The 25,058-nt window shown below is 39.4% G+C and carries 25 protein-coding genes, 1 rRNA gene and 2 other annotated features; all 26 genes read right to left on the bottom strand.

The window, feature by feature from the left end:
* Positions 1-51: 51 nt before the first annotated feature.
* Positions 52-3,612 carry a DNA-directed RNA polymerase subunit beta gene (gene rpoB / locus C1726_RS06095; protein ID WP_102272409.1) on the bottom strand — a complete coding sequence of 1,187 codons (3,561 nt, stop codon included), beginning with the start codon at positions 3,610-3,612 and terminating at the stop codon, positions 52-54.
* A 355-nt stretch (positions 3,613-3,967) separates the two neighbouring features.
* Entirely contained in the window at positions 3,968-4,570 is a 603-nt protein-coding gene (locus C1726_RS06090; RefSeq protein WP_102272408.1) for a class I SAM-dependent methyltransferase, read from the bottom strand.
* Positions 4,571-4,703: 133 nt separating this feature from the next.
* Entirely contained in the window at positions 4,704-5,066 is a 363-nt protein-coding gene (gene rplL / locus C1726_RS06085) for a 50S ribosomal protein L7/L12 (protein WP_102272407.1), read from the bottom strand.
* A gap of 57 nt (positions 5,067-5,123) precedes the next feature.
* On the bottom strand, positions 5,124-5,624 hold the full coding sequence (gene rplJ, locus C1726_RS06080) for a 50S ribosomal protein L10 (RefSeq protein WP_102272406.1): 501 nt from the start codon (positions 5,622-5,624) through the stop codon (positions 5,124-5,126).
* Between the two features lie 32 nt (positions 5,625-5,656).
* Positions 5,657-5,799, bottom strand: a sequence feature (ribosomal protein L10 leader region).
* A 50-nt stretch (positions 5,800-5,849) separates the two neighbouring features.
* Complete coding sequence (gene rplA, locus C1726_RS06075; protein ID WP_056681733.1) at positions 5,850-6,548, bottom strand: 50S ribosomal protein L1; 699 nt, start codon at positions 6,546-6,548, stop codon at positions 5,850-5,852.
* Between the two features lie 156 nt (positions 6,549-6,704).
* Positions 6,705-7,130 (bottom strand): 50S ribosomal protein L11, encoded by a 426-nt coding sequence (gene rplK / locus C1726_RS06070; RefSeq protein ID WP_009336545.1) that lies wholly within the window; start codon positions 7,128-7,130, stop codon positions 6,705-6,707.
* 240 nt (positions 7,131-7,370) lie between these two features.
* On the bottom strand, positions 7,371-7,904 hold the full coding sequence (gene nusG / locus C1726_RS06065) for a transcription termination/antitermination protein NusG (protein WP_053478276.1): 534 nt from the start codon (positions 7,902-7,904) through the stop codon (positions 7,371-7,373).
* 152 nt (positions 7,905-8,056) lie between these two features.
* Entirely contained in the window at positions 8,057-8,239 is a 183-nt protein-coding gene (gene secE / locus C1726_RS06060) for a preprotein translocase subunit SecE (RefSeq protein ID WP_057767177.1), read from the bottom strand.
* Between the two features lie 53 nt (positions 8,240-8,292).
* Positions 8,293-8,436 carry a 50S ribosomal protein L33 gene (rpmG, locus tag C1726_RS06055; protein WP_102272405.1) on the bottom strand — a complete coding sequence of 48 codons (144 nt, stop codon included), beginning with the start codon at positions 8,434-8,436 and terminating at the stop codon, positions 8,293-8,295.
* A gap of 110 nt (positions 8,437-8,546) precedes the next feature.
* Complete coding sequence (sigH, locus tag C1726_RS06050; RefSeq protein WP_322090962.1) at positions 8,547-9,269, bottom strand: RNA polymerase sporulation sigma factor SigH; 723 nt, start codon at positions 9,267-9,269, stop codon at positions 8,547-8,549.
* A gap of 4 nt (positions 9,270-9,273) precedes the next feature.
* A complete protein-coding gene (locus C1726_RS06045) occupies positions 9,274-9,783 on the bottom strand; it encodes an NYN domain-containing protein (RefSeq protein WP_102272404.1) in 510 nt (169 codons plus the stop codon).
* A gap of 2 nt (positions 9,784-9,785) precedes the next feature.
* Positions 9,786-10,529 carry a 23S rRNA (guanosine(2251)-2'-O)-methyltransferase RlmB gene (gene rlmB / locus C1726_RS06040; protein ID WP_102272403.1) on the bottom strand — a complete coding sequence of 248 codons (744 nt, stop codon included), beginning with the start codon at positions 10,527-10,529 and terminating at the stop codon, positions 9,786-9,788.
* A complete protein-coding gene (locus C1726_RS06035) occupies positions 10,526-10,951 on the bottom strand; it encodes a Mini-ribonuclease 3 (protein ID WP_102272402.1) in 426 nt (141 codons plus the stop codon). Before C1726_RS06035 ends, rlmB begins: the two co-directional genes overlap by 4 nt.
* Before the next feature lie 4 nt (positions 10,952-10,955).
* A complete protein-coding gene (cysS, locus tag C1726_RS06030; RefSeq protein WP_102272401.1) occupies positions 10,956-12,359 on the bottom strand; it encodes a cysteine--tRNA ligase in 1,404 nt (467 codons plus the stop codon).
* Complete coding sequence (gene cysE, locus C1726_RS06025; RefSeq protein ID WP_102272400.1) at positions 12,340-13,008, bottom strand: serine O-acetyltransferase; 669 nt, start codon at positions 13,006-13,008, stop codon at positions 12,340-12,342. Before cysE ends, cysS begins: the two co-directional genes overlap by 20 nt.
* Before the next feature lie 239 nt (positions 13,009-13,247).
* Positions 13,248-13,500, bottom strand: a binding site (T-box leader).
* 42 nt (positions 13,501-13,542) lie between these two features.
* Positions 13,543-15,000: a glutamate--tRNA ligase gene (gltX, locus tag C1726_RS06020; RefSeq protein ID WP_102272399.1), complete on the bottom strand. Its 1,458-nt coding sequence runs from the start codon at positions 14,998-15,000 to the stop codon at positions 13,543-13,545.
* Between the two features lie 99 nt (positions 15,001-15,099).
* Positions 15,100-15,579 carry a 2-C-methyl-D-erythritol 2,4-cyclodiphosphate synthase gene (gene ispF / locus C1726_RS06015; RefSeq protein WP_102272398.1) on the bottom strand — a complete coding sequence of 160 codons (480 nt, stop codon included), beginning with the start codon at positions 15,577-15,579 and terminating at the stop codon, positions 15,100-15,102.
* Positions 15,580-15,604: 25 nt separating this feature from the next.
* Entirely contained in the window at positions 15,605-16,294 is a 690-nt protein-coding gene (gene ispD, locus C1726_RS06010; protein WP_102272397.1) for a 2-C-methyl-D-erythritol 4-phosphate cytidylyltransferase, read from the bottom strand.
* 21 nt (positions 16,295-16,315) lie between these two features.
* On the bottom strand, positions 16,316-17,398 hold the full coding sequence (locus C1726_RS06005; protein WP_102272396.1) for a PIN/TRAM domain-containing protein: 1,083 nt from the start codon (positions 17,396-17,398) through the stop codon (positions 16,316-16,318).
* A gap of 208 nt (positions 17,399-17,606) precedes the next feature.
* Positions 17,607-18,680, bottom strand: a complete 1,074-nt coding sequence (gene disA, locus C1726_RS06000) for a DNA integrity scanning diadenylate cyclase DisA (protein ID WP_102272395.1) — start codon at positions 18,678-18,680, stop codon at positions 17,607-17,609.
* 3 nt (positions 18,681-18,683) lie between these two features.
* Positions 18,684-20,063 carry a DNA repair protein RadA gene (gene radA / locus C1726_RS05995; RefSeq protein ID WP_102272394.1) on the bottom strand — a complete coding sequence of 460 codons (1,380 nt, stop codon included), beginning with the start codon at positions 20,061-20,063 and terminating at the stop codon, positions 18,684-18,686.
* A 156-nt stretch (positions 20,064-20,219) separates the two neighbouring features.
* A complete protein-coding gene (gene clpC, locus C1726_RS05990; RefSeq protein ID WP_102272393.1) occupies positions 20,220-22,667 on the bottom strand; it encodes an ATP-dependent protease ATP-binding subunit ClpC in 2,448 nt (815 codons plus the stop codon).
* A gap of 16 nt (positions 22,668-22,683) precedes the next feature.
* Positions 22,684-23,751: a protein arginine kinase gene (locus C1726_RS05985; protein WP_102272392.1), complete on the bottom strand. Its 1,068-nt coding sequence runs from the start codon at positions 23,749-23,751 to the stop codon at positions 22,684-22,686.
* Position 23,752: 1 nt separating this feature from the next.
* A complete protein-coding gene (locus C1726_RS05980) occupies positions 23,753-24,301 on the bottom strand; it encodes a UvrB/UvrC motif-containing protein (protein WP_102272391.1) in 549 nt (182 codons plus the stop codon).
* Between the two features lie 24 nt (positions 24,302-24,325).
* Positions 24,326-24,787, bottom strand: a complete 462-nt coding sequence (locus tag C1726_RS05975; protein ID WP_102272390.1) for a CtsR family transcriptional regulator — start codon at positions 24,785-24,787, stop codon at positions 24,326-24,328.
* A gap of 182 nt (positions 24,788-24,969) precedes the next feature.
* Positions 24,970-25,058, bottom strand: a 5S ribosomal RNA gene (gene rrf / locus C1726_RS05970); the annotation flags it as partial.

Below are 25,058 nucleotides of genomic sequence, written 5' to 3'. Positions count from 1 at the left end.
AAACGGAGGCTGAAGGAGTAGAAAACACTTGAATTTTTATTCTCTTTGAAGTTATTCCTTTGTAACAACTTCCTCTTGTTCAACGCTTTGCGGTTCCGGAGCAATCGCTAAGGATTCAGCTTGCTGCACTTCTTCGTCATCCTCCGTATCACGCATTTCAATTTCCTCTTCGTCCCCAGAAAGGATCTTCACATCCATACCTAAGCTTTGAAGTTCTTTAATAAGTACCTTAAATGATTCCGGTACTCCAGGTTCAGGGACATTTTCACCTTTAACAATGGATTCGTACGTTTTCACACGTCCGACAACATCATCTGACTTAACAGTTAATATTTCTTGTAACGTATATGCAGCACCATAAGCTTCAAGTGCCCATACCTCCATCTCACCAAAACGCTGACCGCCAAATTGCGCTTTACCACCCAACGGCTGCTGAGTTACAAGTGAGTATGGTCCAGTTGAACGTGCATGAAGTTTGTCATCTACCATGTGCGCAAGTTTGATCATATACATGACCCCAACAGATACACGGTTATCAAATGGTTCTCCTGAACGTCCATCATATAAAACTGTTTTCGCATCGCGTGCCATTCCAGCTTCTTCGATTGTTGCCCAAACATCTTCCTCGCTTGCTCCGTCAAAGACCGGAGAAGCCACATGAATACCAAGTGCTCTAGCAGCCATTCCTAAGTGTAGCTCTAGCACCTGTCCGATATTCATACGGGAAGGAACCCCTAATGGATTTAACATGATGTCAACAGGTGTGCCATCTGGCATATAAGGCATATCCTCTTCCGGTAAAATCCGTGAGATAACCCCTTTGTTCCCATGTCGTCCAGCCATCTTATCTCCTTCAGAGATTTTACGCTTCTGAACAATATAAACACGAACTAATTGATTTACTCCTGGAGGGAGTTCATCTCCATCTTCTCTATTAAAGACTTTTACATCTAGAACAATACCGCCACCGCCATGAGGTACACGGAGTGAAGTATCACGCACTTCACGTGCCTTTTCACCAAAGATCGCATGGAGCAGCCTTTCCTCAGCAGTTAATTCTGTTACTCCTTTAGGTGTAACTTTTCCTACTAAGAGGTCTCCGTCCTTCACTTCAGCACCCGTACGAATAATTCCACGCTCATCCAGGTTACGCAAGGCATCTTCCCCAACGTTCGGAATATCACGCGTAATTTCTTCTGGTCCAAGCTTTGTATCACGTGATTCAGATTCATATTCCTCGATATGAATTGAAGTATAAACATCATCTTTTACAAGGCGCTCACTCATGATAATTGCATCCTCGTAGTTATAGCCATCCCATGTCATAAAGGCTACTAGAACATTGCGGCCAAGAGCTAATTCACCAAGCTCCATTGATGGTCCATCAGCAAGTATTTCGCCTTTTGTTACACGGTTGCCAACAGCCACGATTGGGCGTTGATTATAGCAAGTTCCCTGATTTGAGCGGATGAACTTAAGTAATTTATACTTATCAAGATCGCCCTTTACTTCCTGACCATCAATTGTGTTGATTCTGCGAACCCATACCTCACGGGCCTCTACATGTTCAACAATTCCCTCATGCTTACAAATTACCGCAGCTCCGGAATCCTTACCTGAAACATACTCCATTCCAGTTCCAACACGAGGCGCTTGCGGCTGCATTAAAGGTACAGCTTGACGTTGCATGTTTGCTCCCATTAACGCACGGTTGGAGTCATCATTTTCTAAGAAAGGAATACATGCTGTCGCAGCAGATACAACCTGCTTAGGTGATACATCCATGTAATCAACTCGATCACGGGCAACAACTGTATTTTCTCCTCTGAAACGAGCAACAACTTCCTCGTCTAGGAATGAACCATCATCACCAAGACGAACGTTTGCTTGTGCAACAACATAATTATCTTCTTCATCTGCAGTCAGATAATCGATTCGGCTAGTTACCTTTCCTGTTTCAGGATCAATTCGACGGAAAGGTGTTTCGATAAATCCAAATCGGTTTACTTTTGCAAATGATGATAAAGAGTTGATCAATCCAATATTCGGACCCTCTGGCGTCTCGATTGGACACATCCGGCCATAGTGAGAGTAGTGTACGTCTCGAACTTCCATCCCAGCTCTTTCACGTGTCAAACCACCAGGTCCAAGAGCTGAAAGTCTGCGTTTATGCGTCAGCTCAGCAAGCGGATTTGTTTGATCCATGAACTGAGATAATTGGGAGCTGCCAAAGAATTCTTTAATTGATGCAATGACAGGTCGAATATTAATCAGCTGCTGCGGAGTAATAGTATTTGTATCCTGGATGGACATTCTTTCACGAACAACACGTTCCATTCTTGAAAGTCCAATACGGAACTGGTTCTGAAGCAATTCTCCAACAGAACGCAGACGGCGATTTCCCAGGTGATCAATATCATCCGTAAGACCAACTGAATGAAGCAGGTTAAAGAAATAACTAATTGATGCAATAATGTCTGATGGAGAGATGTTTTTTACAGCCTCTTCCACATAAGCATTGCCAATTACATTAATAATCTTTTCGCCATCTTCATTTGGAGCATAGATTTTAATCGACTGGAGCGTAATATCTTCCTCCAGCACGCCCCCTACAAGGCTCACCGTTTTAAAGCCAATATTTTTTTCTAAATAAGGCAAGATTCGATCTAGTGTACGGCGATCAAGCGTAACGCCTTTTTCAGCAACAATTTCCCCTGTTTCCGGGTCAACAAGTGTTTCTGCAAGGCGCTGACCAAACAATCTATTTTTAATATGAAGTTTTTTATTAATCTTATATCTACCAACATTCGCTAAATCATAGCGTTTTGGATCAAAAAACCTTGAAACTAATAGGCTTTTTGCGTTCTCAACTGTCGGTGGTTCTCCAGGACGAAGACGCTCATAAATTTCTAGCAACGCCTTTTCGGTTCCTTCGGTATTGTCTTTTTCAAGTGTATTGCGGATGTACTCATTGTCTCCAATCAAATCAATGATTTCTTGATCAGATCCGAACCCAAGCGCACGCAAAAGAACCGTAACGGGCAGTTTCCGAGTACGATCTATTCTAACGTATACGACATCCTTGGCATCTGTTTCATACTCTAGCCAAGCGCCGCGGTTCGGGATTACAGTTGCAGTAAAGCCTTTTTTCCCGTTTTTATCTAGTTTTCCACTAAAGTATACACTTGGAGAACGGACAAGCTGTGAAACGATAACACGCTCAGCTCCATTAATCACAAATGTACCTGTTTCTGTCATAAGCGGGAAGTCACCCATAAAGACATCCTGGTCTTTAACTTCGCCTGTTTCTTTGTTTACAAGACGCACTTTCACACGTAAAGGTGCAGAATATGTAACATCTCTTTCTTTCGATTCCGGAACGGAATATTTTGGTTCGCCAAGGCTGTAATCAATAAATTCAAGCGACAAATTACCAGTAAAGTCTTCAATCGGAGAAATGTCATGGAACATTTCGCGTAAACCCTCATCAAGAAACCATTGATAAGAAGAGGTTTGGATTTCGATTAGATTTGGTAATTCTAAAACTTCACTGATTCGTGCGTAACTTCTACGTTGGCGGTGTCGTCCATACTGAACTAGTTGACCTGTCAACTGATTCACCCCTCAAATCAAGCGTTATTATTAGAAAAGCGGAAGTGCCTCACTCAGGGACGACAAGCATAAGACAAGCCGACCTAAAGGTGGTTCTTTAACCTTTTGGACCGATTGACTTAGACTTACGTCCCTAGACACTGGAGCTAGATATACTAGCTTCAGGAAACTTACGCTTTTCGATTAGACAAAAAGAAAAAGGGTTTTAACTAAAAAACCACATTTCCACATTACGACAATTATTTTGTTATCATTCCCATTAATACCAATTTTATACAGCTTTTGTTCATTTTAGTAATTAATCGGAATATAATATGTTGGCATTTTATAATACTAGCATACAGAAAAAGTCAAGTCAATCTTTTTTCGCTTTTATAATAAAGTATCCTTTTTTCTTTGCAACAATCTCTACTTCGCCATAAATTGCAGACATTTTTTCAATCGCTGATGGTGCCCCCTGCTTTTTTTGAATCACAACCCAAAGTTCCCCACCCGGAAGCAAGCACTCAAAACTTTGTTCAAATATATCATGAACAACTTTTTTCCCGGCGCGAATTGGAGGGTTTGTTAAAATTGCAGCAAACCGATTGCCCTTTACATTTTCTAAACGATCACTTTCATAAATACAAACATTTTCAATTTCATTTAATGCCGCATTCTCTCCCGCAAGCGACAGTGCCCGTTCATTTACGTCAATCATATGAACAAGGCGATCTCCCAGCTGTTTAGCCACAGATAGCCCAATCGGTCCGTATCCACAGCCAACATCAAGAATGTTCCCTTCTATAGCTGGTTCAACAAACTCTTCTATTAATAACCTCGATCCAAAGTCAACTTCCTTTTTAGAGAATACTCCATTATCAGTTTTGAATCGGAACGAAAAATTATTAAGAGTAAAACTCCAAGATTTTGGGTCACTCTCAACTTTTTGTGTTTTGGAATAATAGTGCTCAGACAAGATAAATTCACCTCCGGCGGAGAAAGGATGGTAGAAAGCTTAAGGGGTTTTCAAACATGTTCTTTCACGAATAAAATTCCCATTGTTCGGGTCAAAAAAAGCCCGCTATACAGCGGGCTTTTCAATATTTATATTACTTAACTTCAACGCCAGCTCCAACTTCTTCAAGTTTAGCTTTGATTTCTTCAGCTTCTTCTTTAGAAGCGCCTTCTTTAAGTGGTTTTGGAGTGTTGTCAACAAGTTCTTTTGCTTCTTTAAGTCCAAGACCTGTGATTTCACGTACAACTTTGATAACTTTGATTTTTTGATCGCCTGCAGAAGCAAGGATTACATCAAAATCAGTTTTTTCTTCAGCAGCGCCAGCAGCAGCTCCGCCCATAACAGCTACAGGAGCTGCAGCAGTTACACCAAATTCTTCTTCGATAGCTTTTACTAAGTCGTTTAATTCTAAAACAGTCATATTTTTAACTGCTTCAATGATTTGTTCTTTAGTCATGATAAAATTTCCTCCTTATATTTGGTTTGATTCTATTAGTTTAACGCTAACCTTAACTTACGCGCCTTGTTCTTCTTTTTGATCTGCAACAGCTTTTGCAGCAAGAGCAAGATTGCGGATTGGTGCTTGAAGAACGCTGAGTAGCATAGAAAGTAAACCTTCGCGTGATGGAAGTTCTGCAAGAGCCTTCACTTCATCAACTGAAGCAACATTACCTTCAATTACACCCGCTTTAATTTCAAGCGCTTCATGTTTTTTCGCAAAATCATTAATGATTTTCGCTGGAGCAACTACATCTTCAGTACTGAATGCAACCGCATTAGGACCTGTTAACACTTCATTTAAGCCTGAAAGCTCAGCAGCTTCAGCCGCACGGCGTGTTAATGAATTCTTGTAAACTTTGAATTCTACACCAGCTTCACGAAGTTGTTTACGAAGTTCAGTTACTTCTCCAACAGTAAGACCACGATAATCAACAACAATCGTTGATACACTTGCTTTAAATTTATCAGCAATTTCTTCTACGATCTGTTTCTTTTGTTCGATAGCACTGCTCATCTTTACACCTCCTGTAGAAATTCTACATTTAAACCGTCCATAAAAAACCTCCACACCTTTGCAGACGTGGAGGAAGTATACAATAGTTAATCAATCAATTAACTTTATCGTAATACCTCGGCAGGAAATTAAGCTTTAATGCGCCTGCTGTCTACGGTAAAAATGTTATTTTATTTTCACAACAAAATACATATTACTAAATGTATATTTGTTTGTCAATTGTTATTATTTTACTGTTACAGTTGAAGGGTCTACTTTTACGCCAGGTCCCATAGTTGAAGTAACAGAAACGTTCTTCATGTAAGTTCCTTTTGCAGCAGCAGGCTTAACTTTCATCATTGTATCGAAAATAGTGTTGAAGTTTTCAACAAGCTTTTCGTTTTCAAATGAAACTTTACCGATTGGCACGTGGATGTTACCAGCTTTGTCAACACGGTACTCAACTTTACCAGCTTTAATTTCTTGAACAGCTTTTGTTACATCAAATGTAACTGTACCTGTTTTAGGGTTTGGCATTAAGCCTTTTGGTCCTAATACACGTCCAAGCTTACCAACTTCACCCATCATATCTGGTGTAGCAACGATTACATCAAAATCAAACCAACCTTGTTGGATTTTGTTGATGTAGTCAGCATCTCCTACAAAATCTGCTCCTGCAGCTTCTGCTTCCTTCGCTTTTTCACCTTTAGCAAAAACAAGGACGCGCTGAGTTTTACCAGTACCATTTGGAAGCACAACTGCTCCACGGATTTGCTGGTCAGCTTTCTTAGGGTCTACTCCTAAACGGAATGCTACTTCTACAGTTGCATCAAATTTAGCAAAATTTGTTTTCTTCGCAAGTTCGATTGCTTCTCCAATTGGATAAGCCTTCATGCTATCTACAAGCTTAGCAGCTTCTAAATACTTTTTACCTTTTTTAGCCATTTTTATTTCCTCCTTGATTTGTGGTTTTAACGGAATAACCTCCCACGTAACAAAAGCACTAGCGCTTCGTTAGCGCTATGAACTATTGTTAGACGCACAAAGGGTTGCGTGTGAAACCAAATTCAGCAACGCAACCCCGTTGAACAGCATCATGGATTAGTCTTCGATAACGATACCCATGCTGCGAGCAGTACCTTCAACCATACGCATTGCAGCTTCAACACTTGCAGCGTTTAGATCAGGCATTTTTGTTTCAGCAATCTCGCGTACCTTGTCACGCTTGACTGTTGCTACTTTATTACGGTTTGGCTCACCAGAACCAGACTCAATTCCAGCCGCTTTCTTAAGAAGAACTGCAGCAGGAGGAGTTTTCGTAATAAATGTAAATGAACGGTCTTCAAAAACCGTAATTTCAACAGGAATGATTAAGCCAGCTTGTTCAGCTGTACGAGCGTTAAATTCCTTACAGAATCCCATGATATTCACACCGGCTTGACCTAGTGCAGGACCTACTGGCGGTGCAGGGTTTGCTTTACCTGCTGGAATTTGCAATTTAACAAGTTTGATTACTTTTTTAGCCACGAGACACACCTCCTTAAAGTCCGTGATGTGGTAATAGGGATATTCCCTCCCACTCAACTTATAGTCTTTATATAAAGATAAAGAACTCTAGCATTTGTCCGGTCTCTTGCCGAGACATACTGACCTTTGAAATGTTACCACTTTTTAAAGATGATTTCAAGTTTTTTTCAAATAAGCAAGGATAACTTTTTGAAGTTAAAGAATAGACACTCAATATTTCGAACATTTCTCTTAATTTTTTTATAATTTTTCAATCTGCGAAAAGTCTAGTTCTACCGGGGTATCGCGCCCAAACATATTTACTAAAACTTTTATTTTCGCTTTATCTTTATCAATATCTTCAATCGAACCTGTAAAGTTTGCAAACGGTCCTTCTTTTACTTGTACCGTTTCTCCAAGTTCAAAATCAATATCTACACGTTTTTCTTCAACACCCATGCGTTTCAGAATAACATTTACTTCTTCCGGCAATAAAGGAGTTGGTTTAGAACCAGATCCAGCAGAGCCAACAAATCCAGTTACACCCGGTGTATTGCGGACTACATACCAAGAATCATCAGTCATGACAATTTCAACTAATACATATCCAGGGAAAACTTTTCGTTTAACAACTTTTTTCTTTCCGTTTTTGAAATCTGTTTCTTCTTCTTCTGGCACAATTACCCGAAAAATTTTATCTTGCATCGCCATTGATTCTACACGTTTCTCTAAGTTAGCCTTTACTTTGTTTTCATAACCTGAGTACGTATGAACAACATACCAATTCTTTTCCATTCAAGGGGACTCGTTCGTCCTTCCCTCCCTGTAATAATAAATTTTAGGCTTTTATTCATTGTAGAGTATTTTTTTCCAAATGAAAAAACCCGTTTCCGGGCTTTGCAAATGTTTCCTCTGTTATTCTCCATTATACCATGGACATAGAGGGGTTATTCAAGAATTAAACGAATCAGTTCAGAAATACCTAAATCAATTACAGCAAAGAACACAGCAAAGAACACGACTGTTGCAAGAACCGTCACTGTATAACTTGTCAATTCTTTACGCTTTGGCCAGCTGACCTTTCTCATTTCACGGCCAACATCACGGAAAAACTTCAAGATGCGTTGCATGTCGTAACCCCCAACTTCAAGAGAAATATCCTTTTAAATTTTATCTATAAACCTTACTTTGTTTCGCGATGGGTAGTATGGTTATTGCATGTTTTACAAAATTTTTTAAGCTCTAAACGTTCAGTTTCTTTGTTATTCATCGTTGAATAATTTCGAGAACCGCACTCAGCACAAGCTAGTACCGCTTTTTTCCTCATTCATTCCACCTACTAAATACTTCTACGTCCTTAAAACTTTAACACGGACGATAATTGATGTCAATAACAGCGAAAACTGGAAGAAAGAGTAGAATGTAATCCTTGGCTAATTACAAAGAAATTTCACGAACCTCCAGATACCGCTCTAGCTTTCGCTTTACTCGCTGAAGGGCATTATCAATTGATTTCACATGTCGGTTAAGCTCCTCTGAGATTTCTTGATAAGATTGGCCATCTAAATAAAGCGCAAGTACCTTTCTTTCCAAATCGCTCAGAAGCTCCGCCATTTTCACTTCAATATGATCGAATTCCTCCTGATTAATAATTAGTTCTTCAGGGTCCATTACCTTCGCTCCTGAAATGACATCCATTAACGTCCGGTCCGATTCTTCATCATAAATCGGCTTATCCAAAGATACATAGGAGTTCAATGGGATATGTTTTTGACGGGTCGCTGTTTTGATTGCTGTGATAATTTGCCTCGTAATGCATAGCTCAGCAAAGGCTTTGAATGAGGAGAGCTTGTCCTCTTTGAAATCACGAATCGCCTTATATAATCCAATCATTCCCTCTTGAACAATATCTTCTTTATCTGCACCAATCAAAAAATAGGATCTTGCTTTTGCACGAACGAAATTACGATACTTATGAATTAAATAGTCTAATGCTTCACTTTCTCCACGATGAACTAAATCAACCAATTCTTCGTCTTCAAGCTGTAAATACTTTAAATTACTTTCGTCGATTGCCTTTAAGTCAGTATCCACACAGATCCCTCCGACCGTACAAACATAGATAGAAATATTATACAGTAGGCTTTTTTCCAGCGTCAACCGCTCATTGCTTTCCTCTGCGCCATTTTTCGAAAATTTCTGATACCTCGCTGCTAAGCGGTATTCTAGAGAAAGGCTTTTCCTCTTGTATTTTTTTTACCTTTTTGTCTATTCTATTTTCAATATTGTTCATTTCATTCAATAATTCTCTTGATGATTTCCGCAGTGCCCCTTGTCCAAAGATTGCCCATTGTTCTGTGTAATCTGAAGTAGCCACATGAATTTGTGTTTTTATATTATTGAGACTTATAGCCAGTTTTTCAATTCGTTCATCCGCTGTTTCATTTGTTCTCGTAAAAATTACTTCTACTTGATGATTTTTATACTGCTTTTCTGTTCCCTTCACAAAATGGGCGTCAAATACAACGATCACCCTATAACCAGAATATGCTCGGTATTCTGCCATTTTTTCTATTAAGCGATCTCTAGCTGCGGATAAATCCTTGTTTTTAAGTGCTCTTAGCTCTGGCCAAGCACCGATCACATTATATCCATCAACAATTAGGATGTTCATCTTTATCCCTCTAGAGGGTGTCGTTTCCGGTAGACCTCATACATGAGGAGTGCTGCAGCAACAGATGCATTCAAGGATGTCACATGACCTGCCATTGGCAAATGGATAAGAAAGTCACATTTATCACGTATTAGGCGCCCCATCCCTTTTCCTTCACTGCCTATTACTAAGCCTAACGGCAATGTTCCATCAAACTGCCGGTAATCCTCTCTGCCTTTTGCATCAGTACCAGCAATCCATACACCTTTCTCTTTTAGTTCATCAATTGTCCTTGCCATATTTGTTACACGGACAACAGGAATATGCTCAATTGCTCCTGTAGAAGCCTTTGCAACTGTAGCAGTTAGACCGACAGCCCTTCTTTTGGGAATAATAATTCCATGAGCCCCTACTGCATCAGCCGTCCTCATAATCGAACCTAAGTTATGCGGATCCTCGATTTCATCCAATAATAAAAAGAATGGAGCTTGATTCTTCTTCTCAGCTGCATGAAACAAATCGTCTATTTCAGCATATTGATAGGCTGCAACTTGTGCGATAACCCCCTGATGATTTCCTTCTGCGATTTGGTCCAGTTTTTTCTTTGGGACAAATTGAACAAACACACTTGACGCTTTTGCTAAACCGATCACCTGCTGCATTTGACCGCCCTGAGACCCTTCAGCAACCAAAATCTTATTAATATCTCTTCCTGATTTCAACGCTTCAATGACAGGATTTTTCCCAATAATTATATCCTCGTTCATTTCACTGTTCCTCCTTTCTTATCTTCAACCATTTGAAAAGCTGCAGCAATTATTTCCTCTAGCCGCTCTTTTTGGTCAGATAAATATAAATAGCCTATAAGCGATTCGAATGCCGTACTATAACGGTATGTTTGGACATCCGTATTTTTTGGAACTGTACCTGATTTTGCATTTCTTCCTCTTTTAACAATGGCCAGCTCTTCTTCTGATAGAAAGCCAGAATCGATAAATTGATGAACAATTTGCGATTGTGCTTTTGCTGACACATAATGGGTTGCTTCCCTATGAAGCTGATTTGGCCGCACCTTTCCATTTTGAATTAGATGTCTGCGTACATATATTTCAAAAACAGCATCGCCCATATAGGCGAGGGCGAGACTGTTCAGCTGTTTTTCATCAATTTTATTATCATAGTGAAGCATTTATTTAGCCTCTTTTCCATCTTATCCCTTGAGGTGTATCTTCTAGGATGATATTCATTTCTTTCAGCTTCTCACGAATTTCATCGGCTAATTGGAAGTTTCGTTCCTTCCTTGCCTGATTTCTCTGTTCAATCATTTGATCAATTTCCTCATCCAATAATTCTTCTTGCGTAACTTCTAAAGAAAGACCTAGAACGTGAAAAAGCTCCTCAAATTCCTTTGTAAAAGCATCAATTACTTGAACTGATGTATTTTTTTCCATTAAATAATAATTAGCTAGTTTAGAAAGCTCAAAAAGAACGGAAATCCCATTCGCAGTATTAAAGTCATCATCCATTGCCTTAATGAATTCTTCGTGTAAGACACCAATCTTTTTCATCCACTCTTCATTATTGTCTGTAAGATTAGCACTTGCTTCTTGGCGATGTTTTAAATTCTGGTAAGATGTTTTAATTCGCTCTAAAGCTGCTTTTGTACTTTCTAATAATTCTTCACTGTAATTAATCGGATTTCTGTAGTGAACTGAAAGCATAAAGAATCGAAGAACCTGTGGATCATGATTTTTGATAATGTCATGGACTAGGACGAAGTTACCTAGCGATTTAGACATTTTTTCATTATCAATATTGATATATCCATTATGCATCCAGTAACGAGCAAATGTCTTCCCATTCACTGCTTCAGATTGCGCAATCTCATTCTCATGATGAGGGAAGGCCAAATCCTGTCCTCCTGCATGAATATCAATAGTTTCACCTAAGTATTTCTTTGCCATTGCCGAGCATTCAATATGCCAGCCAGGTCTCCCCTTGCCCCATGGACTATCCCAATAAATCTCTCCTTCTTTCTCTGCTTTCCAAAGAGCAAAATCAAGGGCATCGTCCTTTTTCTCACCTACAGCAATACGCGCACCGGAGCGCAGCTCATCGATTGATTGATGAGATAGCTTGCCATAACCATCAAATTTACGGGTATGGAAATACACATCCCCTTCAGATTCATAAGCATATCCCTTTTCAATTAATGTTTCAATAAACTCAATAATAATATCCATACTCTCCGTTACTCGTGGATGTGCATCAGCTCGTTTGCAACCGAGTGCGGAAACGTCCTCGAAATAAGCATCGATAAAACGTTCGGCAATCGTCGGCACATCTTCACCAAGCTCCCTTGCAGCCCTGATTAATTTATCATCAACATCCGTAAAGTTGGAAATGTATTTAATATCGTATCCTCTATATTCAAAATACCTTCTAACTGTATCAAATACAATTGGCGGACGGGCATTTCCTATATGAATATAATTATAAACGGTCGGTCCGCACACATACATTTTTACCTTTCCTTCCTCTAAAGGGATAAAAGGCTCCTTCTTTCTTGTTAACGTATTATAAATATGAATGGTCATTAACTTGACTCCTTTCTTTCCTTAAATTCTCGAGTTCACTTTTTAAATTGGCTAGTTCGTTTTCCATCTCTTTAAACCGATCTGCAATTGGATCAGGAAGATCACAATGATTCAAGTCTTTACTTATTTTCACCCCATCCTGAACTTTCACTCGGCCTGGAATGCCGACAACCGTTGAATTAGGAGGAACCTCATGTAAGACAACAGAACCGGCCCCTACTTTTGAATTTTCTCCAATTGTTATAGAACCAAGCACCTTTGCTCCTGTTGCAATAAGGGCATTATCTTTAATAGTCGGGTGACGTTTGCCCTTTTCCTTTCCAGTTCCCCCTAGAGTAACACCTTGAAAAACAGTGACATTATCACCAATTTCACACGTTTCCCCGATCACCACACCCATGCCATGATCAATGAAAAACCGCCTGCCTATTCTTGCACCAGGATGAATTTCTATCCCAGTAAAAAAACGACTGACTTGAGAGATCGCCCTCGCTAGGAAGAACAGCTTTCTTTTGAAGAGAGCGTGGGCGATGCGATGTGCCCAGATAGCGTGAAGTCCAGAATACGTTAGTATTACTTCTAAATAACTTCTTGCTGCTGGATCCTGCTCAAAAACAACCTCAATATCTTCCTTCATCCTCTTAAACATCCTGACTTCCCTCCTTTAAAATCATAGTAATTATCATCAAAAATAGTTTTATTTAAATAATATTTTCCCGGGAAATTTTATATTTCCTGAATAGAAATGCGTAAGTGCCTTGATCATCGCCGCACTATCTGGAGGAGGACCCGAAGTTTGATAGTCGATAGGCTGCTTGCACTAGACAATTCCCATACACCAAAGTTACACATTTTATCTGTAAAATAAAAAGCGTCTCTGCCACATAGGACAGAGACGCTTTATGCGCGGTTCCACTCTGTTTAGACTTTACCAGTCTCAACTTTAACCTGTTAACGGAAGGAGTTCCGCTCATTTCTACTTAGAAAAGCTGACACTTGCTTACACGGAAGCAGCTTAAAGGTTCGAAACAAGACTCAGAGGGGCACTTCAGAATAATGAGGGGCTTAAACCACTTTCAGCCGGTGATGGTTCTCTCTAAAAAGCATCATGATCCCTACTTTTCCTCTTCTACACTTTCATTTATTGAATTACTTATTACTATATTACATTTTAAGCAATATGTTAACCCAAAATACTCATTAATCTTGTTTTTACTTTTTCTTTTCCAAAAAGCTCAATGGCTTGGGGAAGATCTGGTCCATGTGTTTGTCCAGTGATTGCTACTCGTATCGGCATAAAGAGTTTCTTTCCTTTATGACCAGTCGCCTTTTGTACAGCTTTCATTGCAGCTTTAATTTCTTCCGCCTTAAAATCATTTAACTGTTCGATTTCATTTAAGAAAGCAGCAAGCACCTCGGGTACCTGTTCCTCACCAATAACTTCTTTCGCCTCTTCATCCATGACAGGCTCTTCATTAAAGAAAATTTCCGTCAACTCAATAATTTCAGCACCATAGCTCAGCTTTTCTTGATATAACGCAATTAAGCCTCGCACCCACTGTTCTTCTCCTTCTGTTCTTTGCTCACTTACTAGACCAGCTTTTACAAGATGCGGCAAGGCAATCGATACAAGGCGATCGATATCTAACTTTTTCACATACTGATTGTTCATCCATGTCAGCTTCTGTTTATCAAATAGAGCAGGTGATTTAGATAATCGCTCTGCATCAAAGATAGTAATAAACTCGTCCTTTGTGAAAAGCTCCTCTTCACCTGATGGCGACCATCCAAGCAAGGCAATAAAGTTAAATAGCGCTTCAGGCAAATAACCAAGCTCTTCATACTGCTCAATAAATTGAATAATAGACTCGTCACGCTTACTTAGCTTTTTACGGCTTTCATTCACAATCAATGTCATATGGCCGAATGTTGGAGCTTCCCAGCCAAAAGCTTCATATATCATCAATTGCTTCGGTGTATTGGAGATATGGTCATCTCCTCTTAATACGTGAGAAATCTCCATTAAGTGATCATCAATCGTTACTGCAAAGTTATATGTCGGTGTTCCATCCTTTTTGACAATGACATGATCACCAATTCCATCTGCTTCAAAAGAAACATTCCCTTTAACCATATCATTAAAAGTAAATACTTTCCCTTTTGGCACCAAGAATCGGATGCTTGGCTGTCTGCCTTCTGCTTCTAATTTAGCTTGTTCCTCTGTTGTTAAATGGCGGCATTTCCCAGAGTAAGCAGGTGTTTCACCTTTTTCTACTTGTGCTTCCCGCTCTGCTTCAATTTCCTCTTCCGTACAGTAGCATTTATAAGCGTGTCCTTTTTCAAGAAGCTCAGTATAGTATTTCTCATAAATATCATTCCGTTCAGATTGACGATACGGACCGAACGCGCCTTCTTTATCAACGCTTTCATCCCAATCAATGCCAAGCCACTGCAAATACTTGAGCTGGCTTTCTTCTCCACCTTCAATATTGCGCTTCTTATCTGTATCTTCAATACGGATAATGAATTTCCCGCCCTTATTACGAGCAAATAAATAGTTGAATAATGCCGTACGAGCATTACCGATATGTAAATGTCCAGTTGGACTCGGGGCATAACGTACGCGAATATCGTTTGACATAATACTGTTGCCTCCTAATTAGTCTTCTAGCTACTCATCTATTTTAGCACCCTAAATTTCTGTGATAAAGAGTTATATCAATTGAAAATAGATTTCATTTTATTTTCTTTTTTGCAATAACACAGCTACCTGTGAAGCAATCCCTTCGCCTCTCCCTGCAAAACCAAGCTTTTCAGTTGTCGTTGCCTTCACATTAATATTGTCTTTATCTGTTTCTAATAATTGTGCTATCCGCTCTCTCATTTGCTCAATATAGGGAGCCATTTTTGGCTTCTGAGCAATGATTGTACAATCTGCATTGACAAGCTCATAGCCCTTGTCTTTTACAAGCTTCCATACGTGCTCTAATAATTTTGCTGAGTCCGCATCCTTAAACGCAGGATCTGTATCAGGAAAATGCTTGCCGATGTCTCCTTCTCCGATTGCACCTAAACACGCATCAGCTACTGTATGCAATAAAACATCCGCATCTGAATGACCCAATAAGCCTTTTTCATATGGAATTTCAATACCGCCAATAATAAGCGGACGTCCCTCTGTTAATTGATGTACATCAAAGCCTTGTCCAATTCGAAACATTTGATTTGCTCCTTTATCTATAGTTTTACAGCCGCTTTTGTCTTTTTCTGAGAATAGCTTCGGCAAAATACAGGTCCTCTGGCGTCGTCAGCTTAATATTGTCATAATTTCCTTTTACAATCTCAATTTCCTGGCCGAGGCGCTCTACTAAACTTGCATCATCGGTTCCAAGAAAATTATCCTGCTCCGCCCTCTTATATGCATCCATCAAAATGGAAAAACGAAAAGCCTGCGGGGTTTGAACAGCCCACAAGCTCGTACGTTCGACCGTTTCAGAAACGATATTTCCAGCAGCTTTTTTTATTGTATCCTTTACAGGGACTGCTAAAATAGCAGCCCCTTTTTTCTTTGCAGCATCAACTAAAGGAAGGATGAGTTCCTTATCAATAAATGGCCGAGCTGCATCATGTACCAATATGATTCCTTCTTGTTTTACATGCTTTAATGCATTGTAGATGCTATACTGTCTTTCTTTCCCTCCTGGGACAAGAGCAACTGCCTTTGTAATATGATTTTCAGCAAGAATCACTCTTAATGCCTTTTCCTCTTCCGGATTTATCGCAAGAAATATTCCTTTACATGATTCATCCTTCTGAAAAACATTTAACGTATGAATGAAGACAGGTATCCCGTCAACCTCTAACAAAATTTTATTTTTACCTGCCTCCATTCTCTTTCCTTGACCGGCTGCAGGAATAATGACTTGATAAGCCATGTAAAAAGATCCCCTATCTCTCTATAATGCTTTTTCTAAAAGTTTCGGCTTTGCAAAAATCATCCGTCCAGCTGAGGTTTGCAGCACACTCGTTACTAAAACATCGATATGCTTGCCAATATAATCACGTCCATCTTCAACAACAATCATCGTTCCATCATCAAGATAGGCTATTCCCTGATTTTGCTCTTTCCCATCCTTAATGACTTGAACTTTCATTTCTTCTCCTGGAAGAACAACAGGCTTTACAGCATTAGCCAGATCATTAATATTTAAGACGGCAACCCCTTGAAACTCACAAACTTTATTTAAATTAAAATCATTCGTTACGACCACACCATTTGTAATTTTTGCTAGTTTGACAAGCTTACTGTCTACTTCCTGAATCTCTTCAAAGTCCCCTTCATAAATTTCTACTTTTATGGCAAGTTCTTTTTGAATTCGATTCAAAATGTCTAGCCCTCTTCGTCCTCTATTACGCTTTAACACATCAGATGAATCGGCAATATGCTGCAATTCTTCAAGAACAAACTGCGGGATAACAATTGTTCCCTCTAAAAAACCAGTCTGGCAAATATCCGCAATTCTGCCATCAATAATGACACTTGTGTCCAATATTTTTAATATGTTTTTAGCAGCTGCCTCCGGCTCCTCTTCACTTGCTTTTTTCTTTTTATTAGAAAATAAATTAAGAAGCTCATCACGTTTTTTAAAGCCAACCTGAAACCCTAAATAGCCAAATATTAGTGTTAGCACAATTGGTGCAACCGTATTTAAAATAGGAACCTCAATAGCATTTAATGCATAGCCAATCAAAAAGGCAACAATCAACCCAAATACTAAACCGATGCTTCCAAAAATAATATCGGTTATCGGTACCCGTACAAGCGATTCCTCTACCCATTTTACAAAGTTAACAACATAATCAACCGCCCAAAAAGAAATAAGATAAAAAATAATTGCACCTAACACCGCGGACATATAAGGATTATTTAACATGGTAATGTTATCAAGTGATAGTAGTCTTAATAAATCAGGAATCAAAAATATCCCAAGCGTTACCCCAATAATAAGGAAGCATGCTTGAACAATACGTTTTAACATTCCTTCACCTCCTTTTAATCATTATTAACAAATTCCAAAAATTGAAACCTAAAGAAAAAGGAAATTTCCTCGAGAAATAAAATTATATTAAAATAAAATAAGCGAATTAGACAATGCCACAGCCTAAGGGTAGCACCATTCGCAATCTAGTGTCAAATAAAACAAACAGACATTGTATCATACTGAATATTATAGTTCAATAGTCACTTTATAACTGCCGATCTGCAAAAAGCTGATTTTTTATTAATTTTAATCCTTCTTTAATTTTCCTCGCCCTCACCTCACCGATTCCCTCTACTTCGTCTAATTCCTCTACAGAGGCAGCTACAATCGCAGGCAAATCACTAAAATGAACAATTAAATTCTCAATAATAACCGGTGGCAGCCGCGGGACTTTTGAAAGCATACGATAGCCTCTTGGGCATTTATATTCGTCCGTATGAATATACCCGTTATATCCTAGTAATTTCAAAATAACGGTATCCTCTAGGATTTTTCCAGTAGATAATTCCTGCAATTTATCAAATAGTTCACCCGTATGTACATCCTTAGAATGGGCATAGTCCTTAATAATTAATTCGGCTTCTCTTTCAATATCCAGCAAAATCTCATTCATCTGTAAACGGATCAGTCTTCCTTCGATCCCCAGTTCATTTAAATAAGCAAGCAATTCGGTCTTTATTCTCAATACCATTTCAATACTGTGAAATACATTGATGATATCACAATAAGTAACCAGCTCTTCAAACTCCAGTACACTTAAATTAGCAATATTCTGTTCTAATACAACTTTATATTTTTCTAGCGTTTGGAGAGCAACATTAGCTTTTGACAAAATCACCGCGATATCCCTTAATGCATAACGAAAATGTCCTTTATAAAGAGTAATAACGTTTCTGCGCTGGGAAATAGCGATCACAAGGGATCCTGTTTGTTTCGCTACCCTTTCAGCAGTCCGATGACGCATCCCAGTTTCAGTTGAAGAGATGCTAGGATCGGGTGCAAGCTGAGCATTTGCAATTAATATCTTATTCCCTTCCTCATTCAGAACAATTGCCCCATCCATTTTAGCTAACTCGTACAAATAGCTTGGCGAAAATGGAGAATTTATTTGAAATCCTCCATCAACGATATTTGTCATTTTTTCTTTATTCCCTAGAACAATTAATCCTCCTGTGTTTGCACGAAGGACATTATCAATTCCTTCTCTTATCGGCGTCCCCGGAGCCATAAACTGAAGGATTTCACTCATCGTTTTTTCACCAAGCTTTTTCATGTCCATCCTTTATCCTCCTAATGTCGCTTTTAATGCCTCACTAACTGAACCTACCCCAATAAGTTCTACTCCCTTTGGCCCCTTCCAGCCGCCAAGATTATTAGACGGTAGAATTACTCTTTCAAAACCAAGCTTTGCCGCCTCTTGTACCCTCTGCTCTATTCTCGACACTCTTCTAACTTCACCAGTTAATCCAACTTCTCCAATAATACAATCCGTAGGTCTAGTTGGCTTATCACGGAAACTAGATGCAATACTGACAGCAATGGCTAAATCGATAGCAGGCTCATCTAGCTTCACTCCACCAGCTACCTTTAAATAGGCATCTTGATTCTGCAGAAGCATCCCAACCCTTTTTTCTAGTACTGCCATTAGCAATGGTACGCGGTTATGATCAATCCCCGTAGCCATTCTTCTTGGATTCCCAAAGCTAGTTGGGGAAATAAGCGCCTGTATTTCCACTAAAACAGGACGTGTTCCTTCCATCGATGCAACAACGGTTGATCCAGCTGCACCTTGGGATCTTTCCTCCAGGAAAATCTCTGACGGATTTTCTACCTCTTCCAGCCCAAATTCCTTCATTTCGAAAATACCCATTTCATTTGTAGATCCGAATCTGTTCTTTACCGCTCGTAAAATACGATATGTATGGTGGCGCTCGCCTTCAAAATATAGCACTGTATCTACCATATGCTCTAATAATCTCGGTCCAGCTATAGAGCCTTCCTTTGTAACATGCCCGACTATGAAAATGGCAATTCCTTTTGTCTTCCCAATTCTCATTAACTCAGCCGTACACTCCCTTACTTGAGAAACACTCCCAGGGGCTGAGGTAACCTCGGGATGAAAGATTGTTTGAATCGAATCAATGATCACAAAGCTTGGATTTACATGATCAATTGTCCTGCTGATTTCCTCAAGACTTGTCTCCGAGTAAACTAATAAATTATCTGAAGAAACCCCTAAACGGTCCGCTCTTAATTTTGTTTGACGCATCGATTCTTCCCCAGATATATACAAAACAGAGTGATTTTTACTTGCTAATTGAGATGAAACCTGTAATAGAAGTGTAGATTTTCCGATTCCAGGATCCCCTCCGATCAGTACAAGAGAACCTCTTACTACTCCTCCGCCAAGCACACGATTCAGTTCATTTAAATCAGTATATATTCTTGGTTCACTTACTGTCTCAATAGAGGTTATCGGTGTCGCTTTTGAGAGAACAGCAGATCCTTCAGAATGGGCAAATGCCCCTCTTCTCGAGGTTGATGCTTTCTCTACCTCTTCAACCATTTTATTCCATTCACCACAGCCAGGACATTTCCCCATCCACTTAGGTGATTCATAGCCGCATTCCTGGCACATAAACTTTGTTTTTCTTTTGGCCATACCTTTATTCTCCCTCTCTTAATTATCATTTACCTTTATGTTCTAATTCTTCATTGGAAATGTACCCAGAATTATAGTATACGCTGCTGCACACTTTGTAATTACAAAGAAGGTACACGATTTTCCACGTGCACCTTCTTCTTTTTATTTCACTCATTATTTTTGTAAAGTAGCCGTAATATTCGATCCTGTTTCTACAACAAACTCCCCATCACGGACATCAATAACAACCTTTTGGCCAGTTAATACCGTTCCTTTTAGCAGCTCTTCCGATAATCGGTCCTCGATATGTTTTTGAATCGCTCTGCGAAGCGGTCTTGCCCCATATTCAGGATCATAGCCTTCGACAGATATTTTCTCCTTCGCATTATCAGTTAATTCGATATCGATATCCTGCTCTTTTAACCGTTTAGTCAATTGATCAGACATTAATGTAACGATTTCCTTCAGATGCTTTCTCTCTAAAGCATGGAAGACGATGATTTCATCAATACGGTTCAGGAACTCTGGGCGGAACGCCTTTTTCAGTTCCTCCATTACCTTTGATTTCATATCCTTGTAATCCTGTTCCCCATCTTGAATGTTGAACCCGACATATTTGTTGCGTTTTAATGCTTCAGCTCCAACATTCGATGTCATAATTAATACCGTATTGCGGAAATCGACAGTTCTTCCTTTTGAATCAGTTAAACGGCCATCCTCTAATACTTGTAAAAGAATGTTGAAAACATCTGGATGTGCCTTTTCAATTTCATCTAATAGAACAACAGAATATGGTTTTCTTCGAACCTTTTCAGTTAACTGTCCGCCTTCTTCATACCCTACATATCCTGGAGGAGACCCTACTAATCTTGAAGTAGAGTGCTTCTCCATATACTCAGACATATCAATGCGGATCATTGCATCTTCATCGCCAAACATTGCCTCGGCTAACGCACGTGCAAGCTCTGTTTTCCCGACCCCAGTTGGTCCAAGGAATACAAATGAGCCAATTGGACGTTTTGGGTCTTTCAATCCTGCACGCGCACGGCGTACCGCTTTAGAAATTGCTTTTACCGCTTCTTCTTGACCAATCAATCTCGAATGAAGGATCTCTTCTAAATTTAGAAGCTTTTGTGTTTCCGTTTCTGCCAGTTTTGATACTGGGATACCCGTCCAGCTGGATACAACACTAGCAATATCCTCAACAGTGACTTCACTGTTCTCTTTACCTTGTTTTTCTTTCCACGATTTCTTTGTTTCCTCAAGCTGTTCACGAAGCCGCTGCTCCGTATCTCTTAATGATGCTGCTTTTTCAAATTCCTGGCTTTGCACGGCAGCATCCTTCTCTTTTCGAACATCCTCTAGCTTTACTTCAAGCTCCTTTAAATTAGGCGGTGTCGTATAAGAACGAAGTCGCACTTTCGATCCCGCTTCATCGATAAGATCAATTGCCTTATCAGGCAAGAATCGATCTGAAATATAGCGATCTGAAAGCTTCACAGCTGCATCAATCGCTGCATCAGTTATTGTTACACGATGATGGGCTTCATAACGGTCTCTCAATCCCTGTAAAATTTGTACAGACTCATCTGCTGTTGGCTCATCAACCGTAATTGGCTGGAAGCGTCTTTCCAATGCTGCATCTTTTTCAATATATTTACGATATTCATCAAGTGTTGTTGCCCCAATACATTGCAGTTCACCACGTGCAAGAGATGGCTTCAGGATATTAGAAGCATCAATCGCTCCCTCTGCCCCCCCTGCACCAATTAATGTGTGCAGCTCGTCAATGAATAAGATAATATTTCCTGCCTGCCTAATTTCATCCATTACCTTTTTCAAACGATCTTCAAATTCACCCCGGTATTTTGTACCAGCAACAACCGTTCCCATATCGAGAGTCATTACTCTTTTATCTCGAAGAGTCTCTGGGACTTCATTATTAATTATTTGCTGTGCAAGCCCTTCTGCAATTGCTGTCTTTCCAACACCAGGCTCACCAATTAAGACCGGATTATTCTTTGTCCTGCGGCTCAGCACTTCTATTACCCGCTGAATCTCTTTGCTGCGTCCAATCACAGGATCAAGACTTCCTTCTTTCGCAATCGCTGTTAAATCTCTTGCCAACCCGTCAAGCGTAGGTGTATTAGCGTTGGCAGATGAGCCGCCCTGATGGCTGCCAGATTCATTGCTTCCTAATAGCTGCAGTACTTGCTGGCGAGCTTTATTAAGGCTGACCCCAAGATTATTAAGCACTCTTGCTGCTACACCCTCACCTTCACGAATTAGTCCTAGGAGAATATGCTCTGTTCCCACATAGGAGTGACCTAATTTCCTTGCTTCATCCATTGAAAGTTCAATCACTTTTTTGGCTCTCGGTGTATAATGTGGTGTTTGAGTTGTATCCTGTCCTCTGCCAATTAGATTTTCTACTTCATTTTGAATTTTATCTGAACCAAGTCCAAGTGCATAAAGGGCTTTAGCTGCAATACCATCCCCTTCACGTACAAGACCTAGAAGAATATGCTCTGTTCCAATATTATTATGACCTAATCGAATAGCTTCCTCCTGCGCTAAAGCTAAAACTTTTTGGGCTCTTTCTGTAAAACGTCCGAACATCATATCAGCATCCTCCTATCTATTGATTCTCCATTTGTAATCTTTCCCTTATTAATGTAGCTCTAAGGATATCCCGTTCATGAGGTCTTAATGGTCCCCCAGCATATTGTTGAAGAAATCCAGGCTGCGTTAGTATCATTAGCTCATTTAAAATATTTTTAGAAATATCGTTTAAGTACCCCATATCAATACCTAAACGAACATCCGATAAGCACCTTGCCGCTTCCTTCGATTCAATGATTCTTGAATTGGATAATATCCCAAAAGAGCGGAACACTCTGTCTTCTAATTGTATGTTTGAAGTTTTCACTAATGCTTCCCTTGACGATCTTTCCTGTGAAATGAGCTGACTCACTACACTCTTTAAATCCTCAACTATATCCATTTCTGATTTCCCTAGTGTCAACTGATTCGACACTTGGAAGATATTCCCCAAAGCTTCACTGCCTTCTCCATAGATGCCTCTAACAACTAATCCCAATTGATTAATTGCAGGTATTATTCGATTGATTTGCTGAGTCAAAACAAGTCCCGGCAAGTGCATCATAACCGAAGCTCTTAACCCAGTCCCTACATTCGTCGGACAGCTAGTTAAATAACCAATATTTTCATCAAAAGCGTAATCAACCTTCTCCTCAAGCCAATCATCAATCTCATTAGCCATTTCCAAAGCCTCTGAAAGTTGAAAGCCTGGGAATAAGCATTGGATTCGGATATGATCCTCTTCATTAATCATAATACTCAATTCTTCATTTTCAGAGAGCAAACAAGCACCAAAAGATGAATTCTCTGCTAAATAAGGACTAATCAAATGTTTTTCCATGAGTACTCTTTTTTGGAGCGGCTGAAGTTCATCCATTATCAATAGCTCCATTTTTCCAAGCTTCGTAAAAGAAGAGTCATCCACTCTTCCTTTTATATTATGAATGACCGACTTAGCCTCGTCATTCGAAAAAAGGATAGGAAATTTAAACTGATTTATATTACGGGCTAATCTAATTCTTGAGCTTAAGATGATGTCTGAGTCCGGACCTTCAGCACTCATCCAGGAACTGACAGCTTGATTAATAAAACGTTCTAAGGACAAGCTATTTCCCTCCCTCAAGATTTGTATTTAATTGGACTTCCAGCAATCGAATCTCATCTCTTAATTCCGCCGCCTTTTCAAACTCTTCCTTGGAAATAGATTCTTTTAGCTGATATTTTAATTCCTCAATATTCTTTTTCAAATGCAGACTTCCGCCGATTCTTGTAGGAATCTTCCCGTTATGAGAAGAGTTTCCGCTATGCAATCTTCTAAGTATTGGCTTAAGCTGTTCCTCAAAAGCTTTGTAACAATGGGCACACCCAAACCTTCCTATTTTTATAAATTGTTGAAAAGTCATAGAACATTGATCACATTGCAAAACATTTTCCTCTTGGAAAGTATCTTTTTCTTTTTTTTGGACTGCAGGATCCATATTCAATAAGCCAGCTAATAAATTATTAATTGAAAAACCCGTTGCCCCACTAAGCATAAACATATCACCTTTTTCCTGCGCACATTTCTCGCATAAATGATACTCGGCTTTTTCAGCATTAACTATTTTTGTAAAGTGCAGCGTTGCAGGTCTTTGATTACATTCCTGGCATATCATGTTTTCACCTCTCCAGCTCGCTGTTTATTTATATTTTAAAGTCGTTAACATAGCTCTTAACATTCTTGCACGGAGTTCATCTCTATAAGGGAGATCAATATATAATACAGATCGGTCAATAACACTGAGCATGATTTTCGCCTCTCTCTTGGTAATAATCTCCTCCTCTACAAGACGAAATATTACATCTTCCGCACTATTCTGTGATAACCGGCCTTGAATTAAGGACAATATTTGTTCAATTACATGAGCATGATCATAAGATTGAACTTTCATTATTCGTATATATCCACCGCCGCCTCTCTTGCTTTCGACGACATAACCTTTTTCAATTGTAAATCTAGTATTGATGACATAATTTATCTGGGATGGTACACATTGGAATTTATCAGCAATTTCACTGCGTTTTATCTCAACCAGTTCTCTCTCGCTCATTTCCAAGACCTGCTTCAAGTAATTCTCAATGATATCTGAAATATTTCTCATTATTCCTCCCCCCAATCTGACTTTGACTATATTTGACTTTAATTATACATAAGTATATATTACGTTGCAATGAACAAGTATTATAATTTTCCCCCATTTTTTATTTCTCAAACCTATGATTGAAATGTTGATAGGAATTTGAAACACAAAAAAGAGCACCAATAAAGGTACTCTTTTCATTTGCCTAGCGACGTCCTACTCTCACAAGGGGACAGCCCCTAACTACCATCGGCGCTGAGAAGCTTAACTTCCGTGTTCGGGATGGGAACGG

The organism is Cytobacillus massiliigabonensis, from assembly GCF_900199725.1.
Taxonomy (GTDB): Bacteria; Bacillota; Bacilli; order Bacillales; family Cytobacillaceae; genus Cytobacillus; species Cytobacillus massiliigabonensis.
Note: the sequence above shows the minus strand (reverse complement) of the source record. Positions and strands in the feature narration are given on the sequence as shown.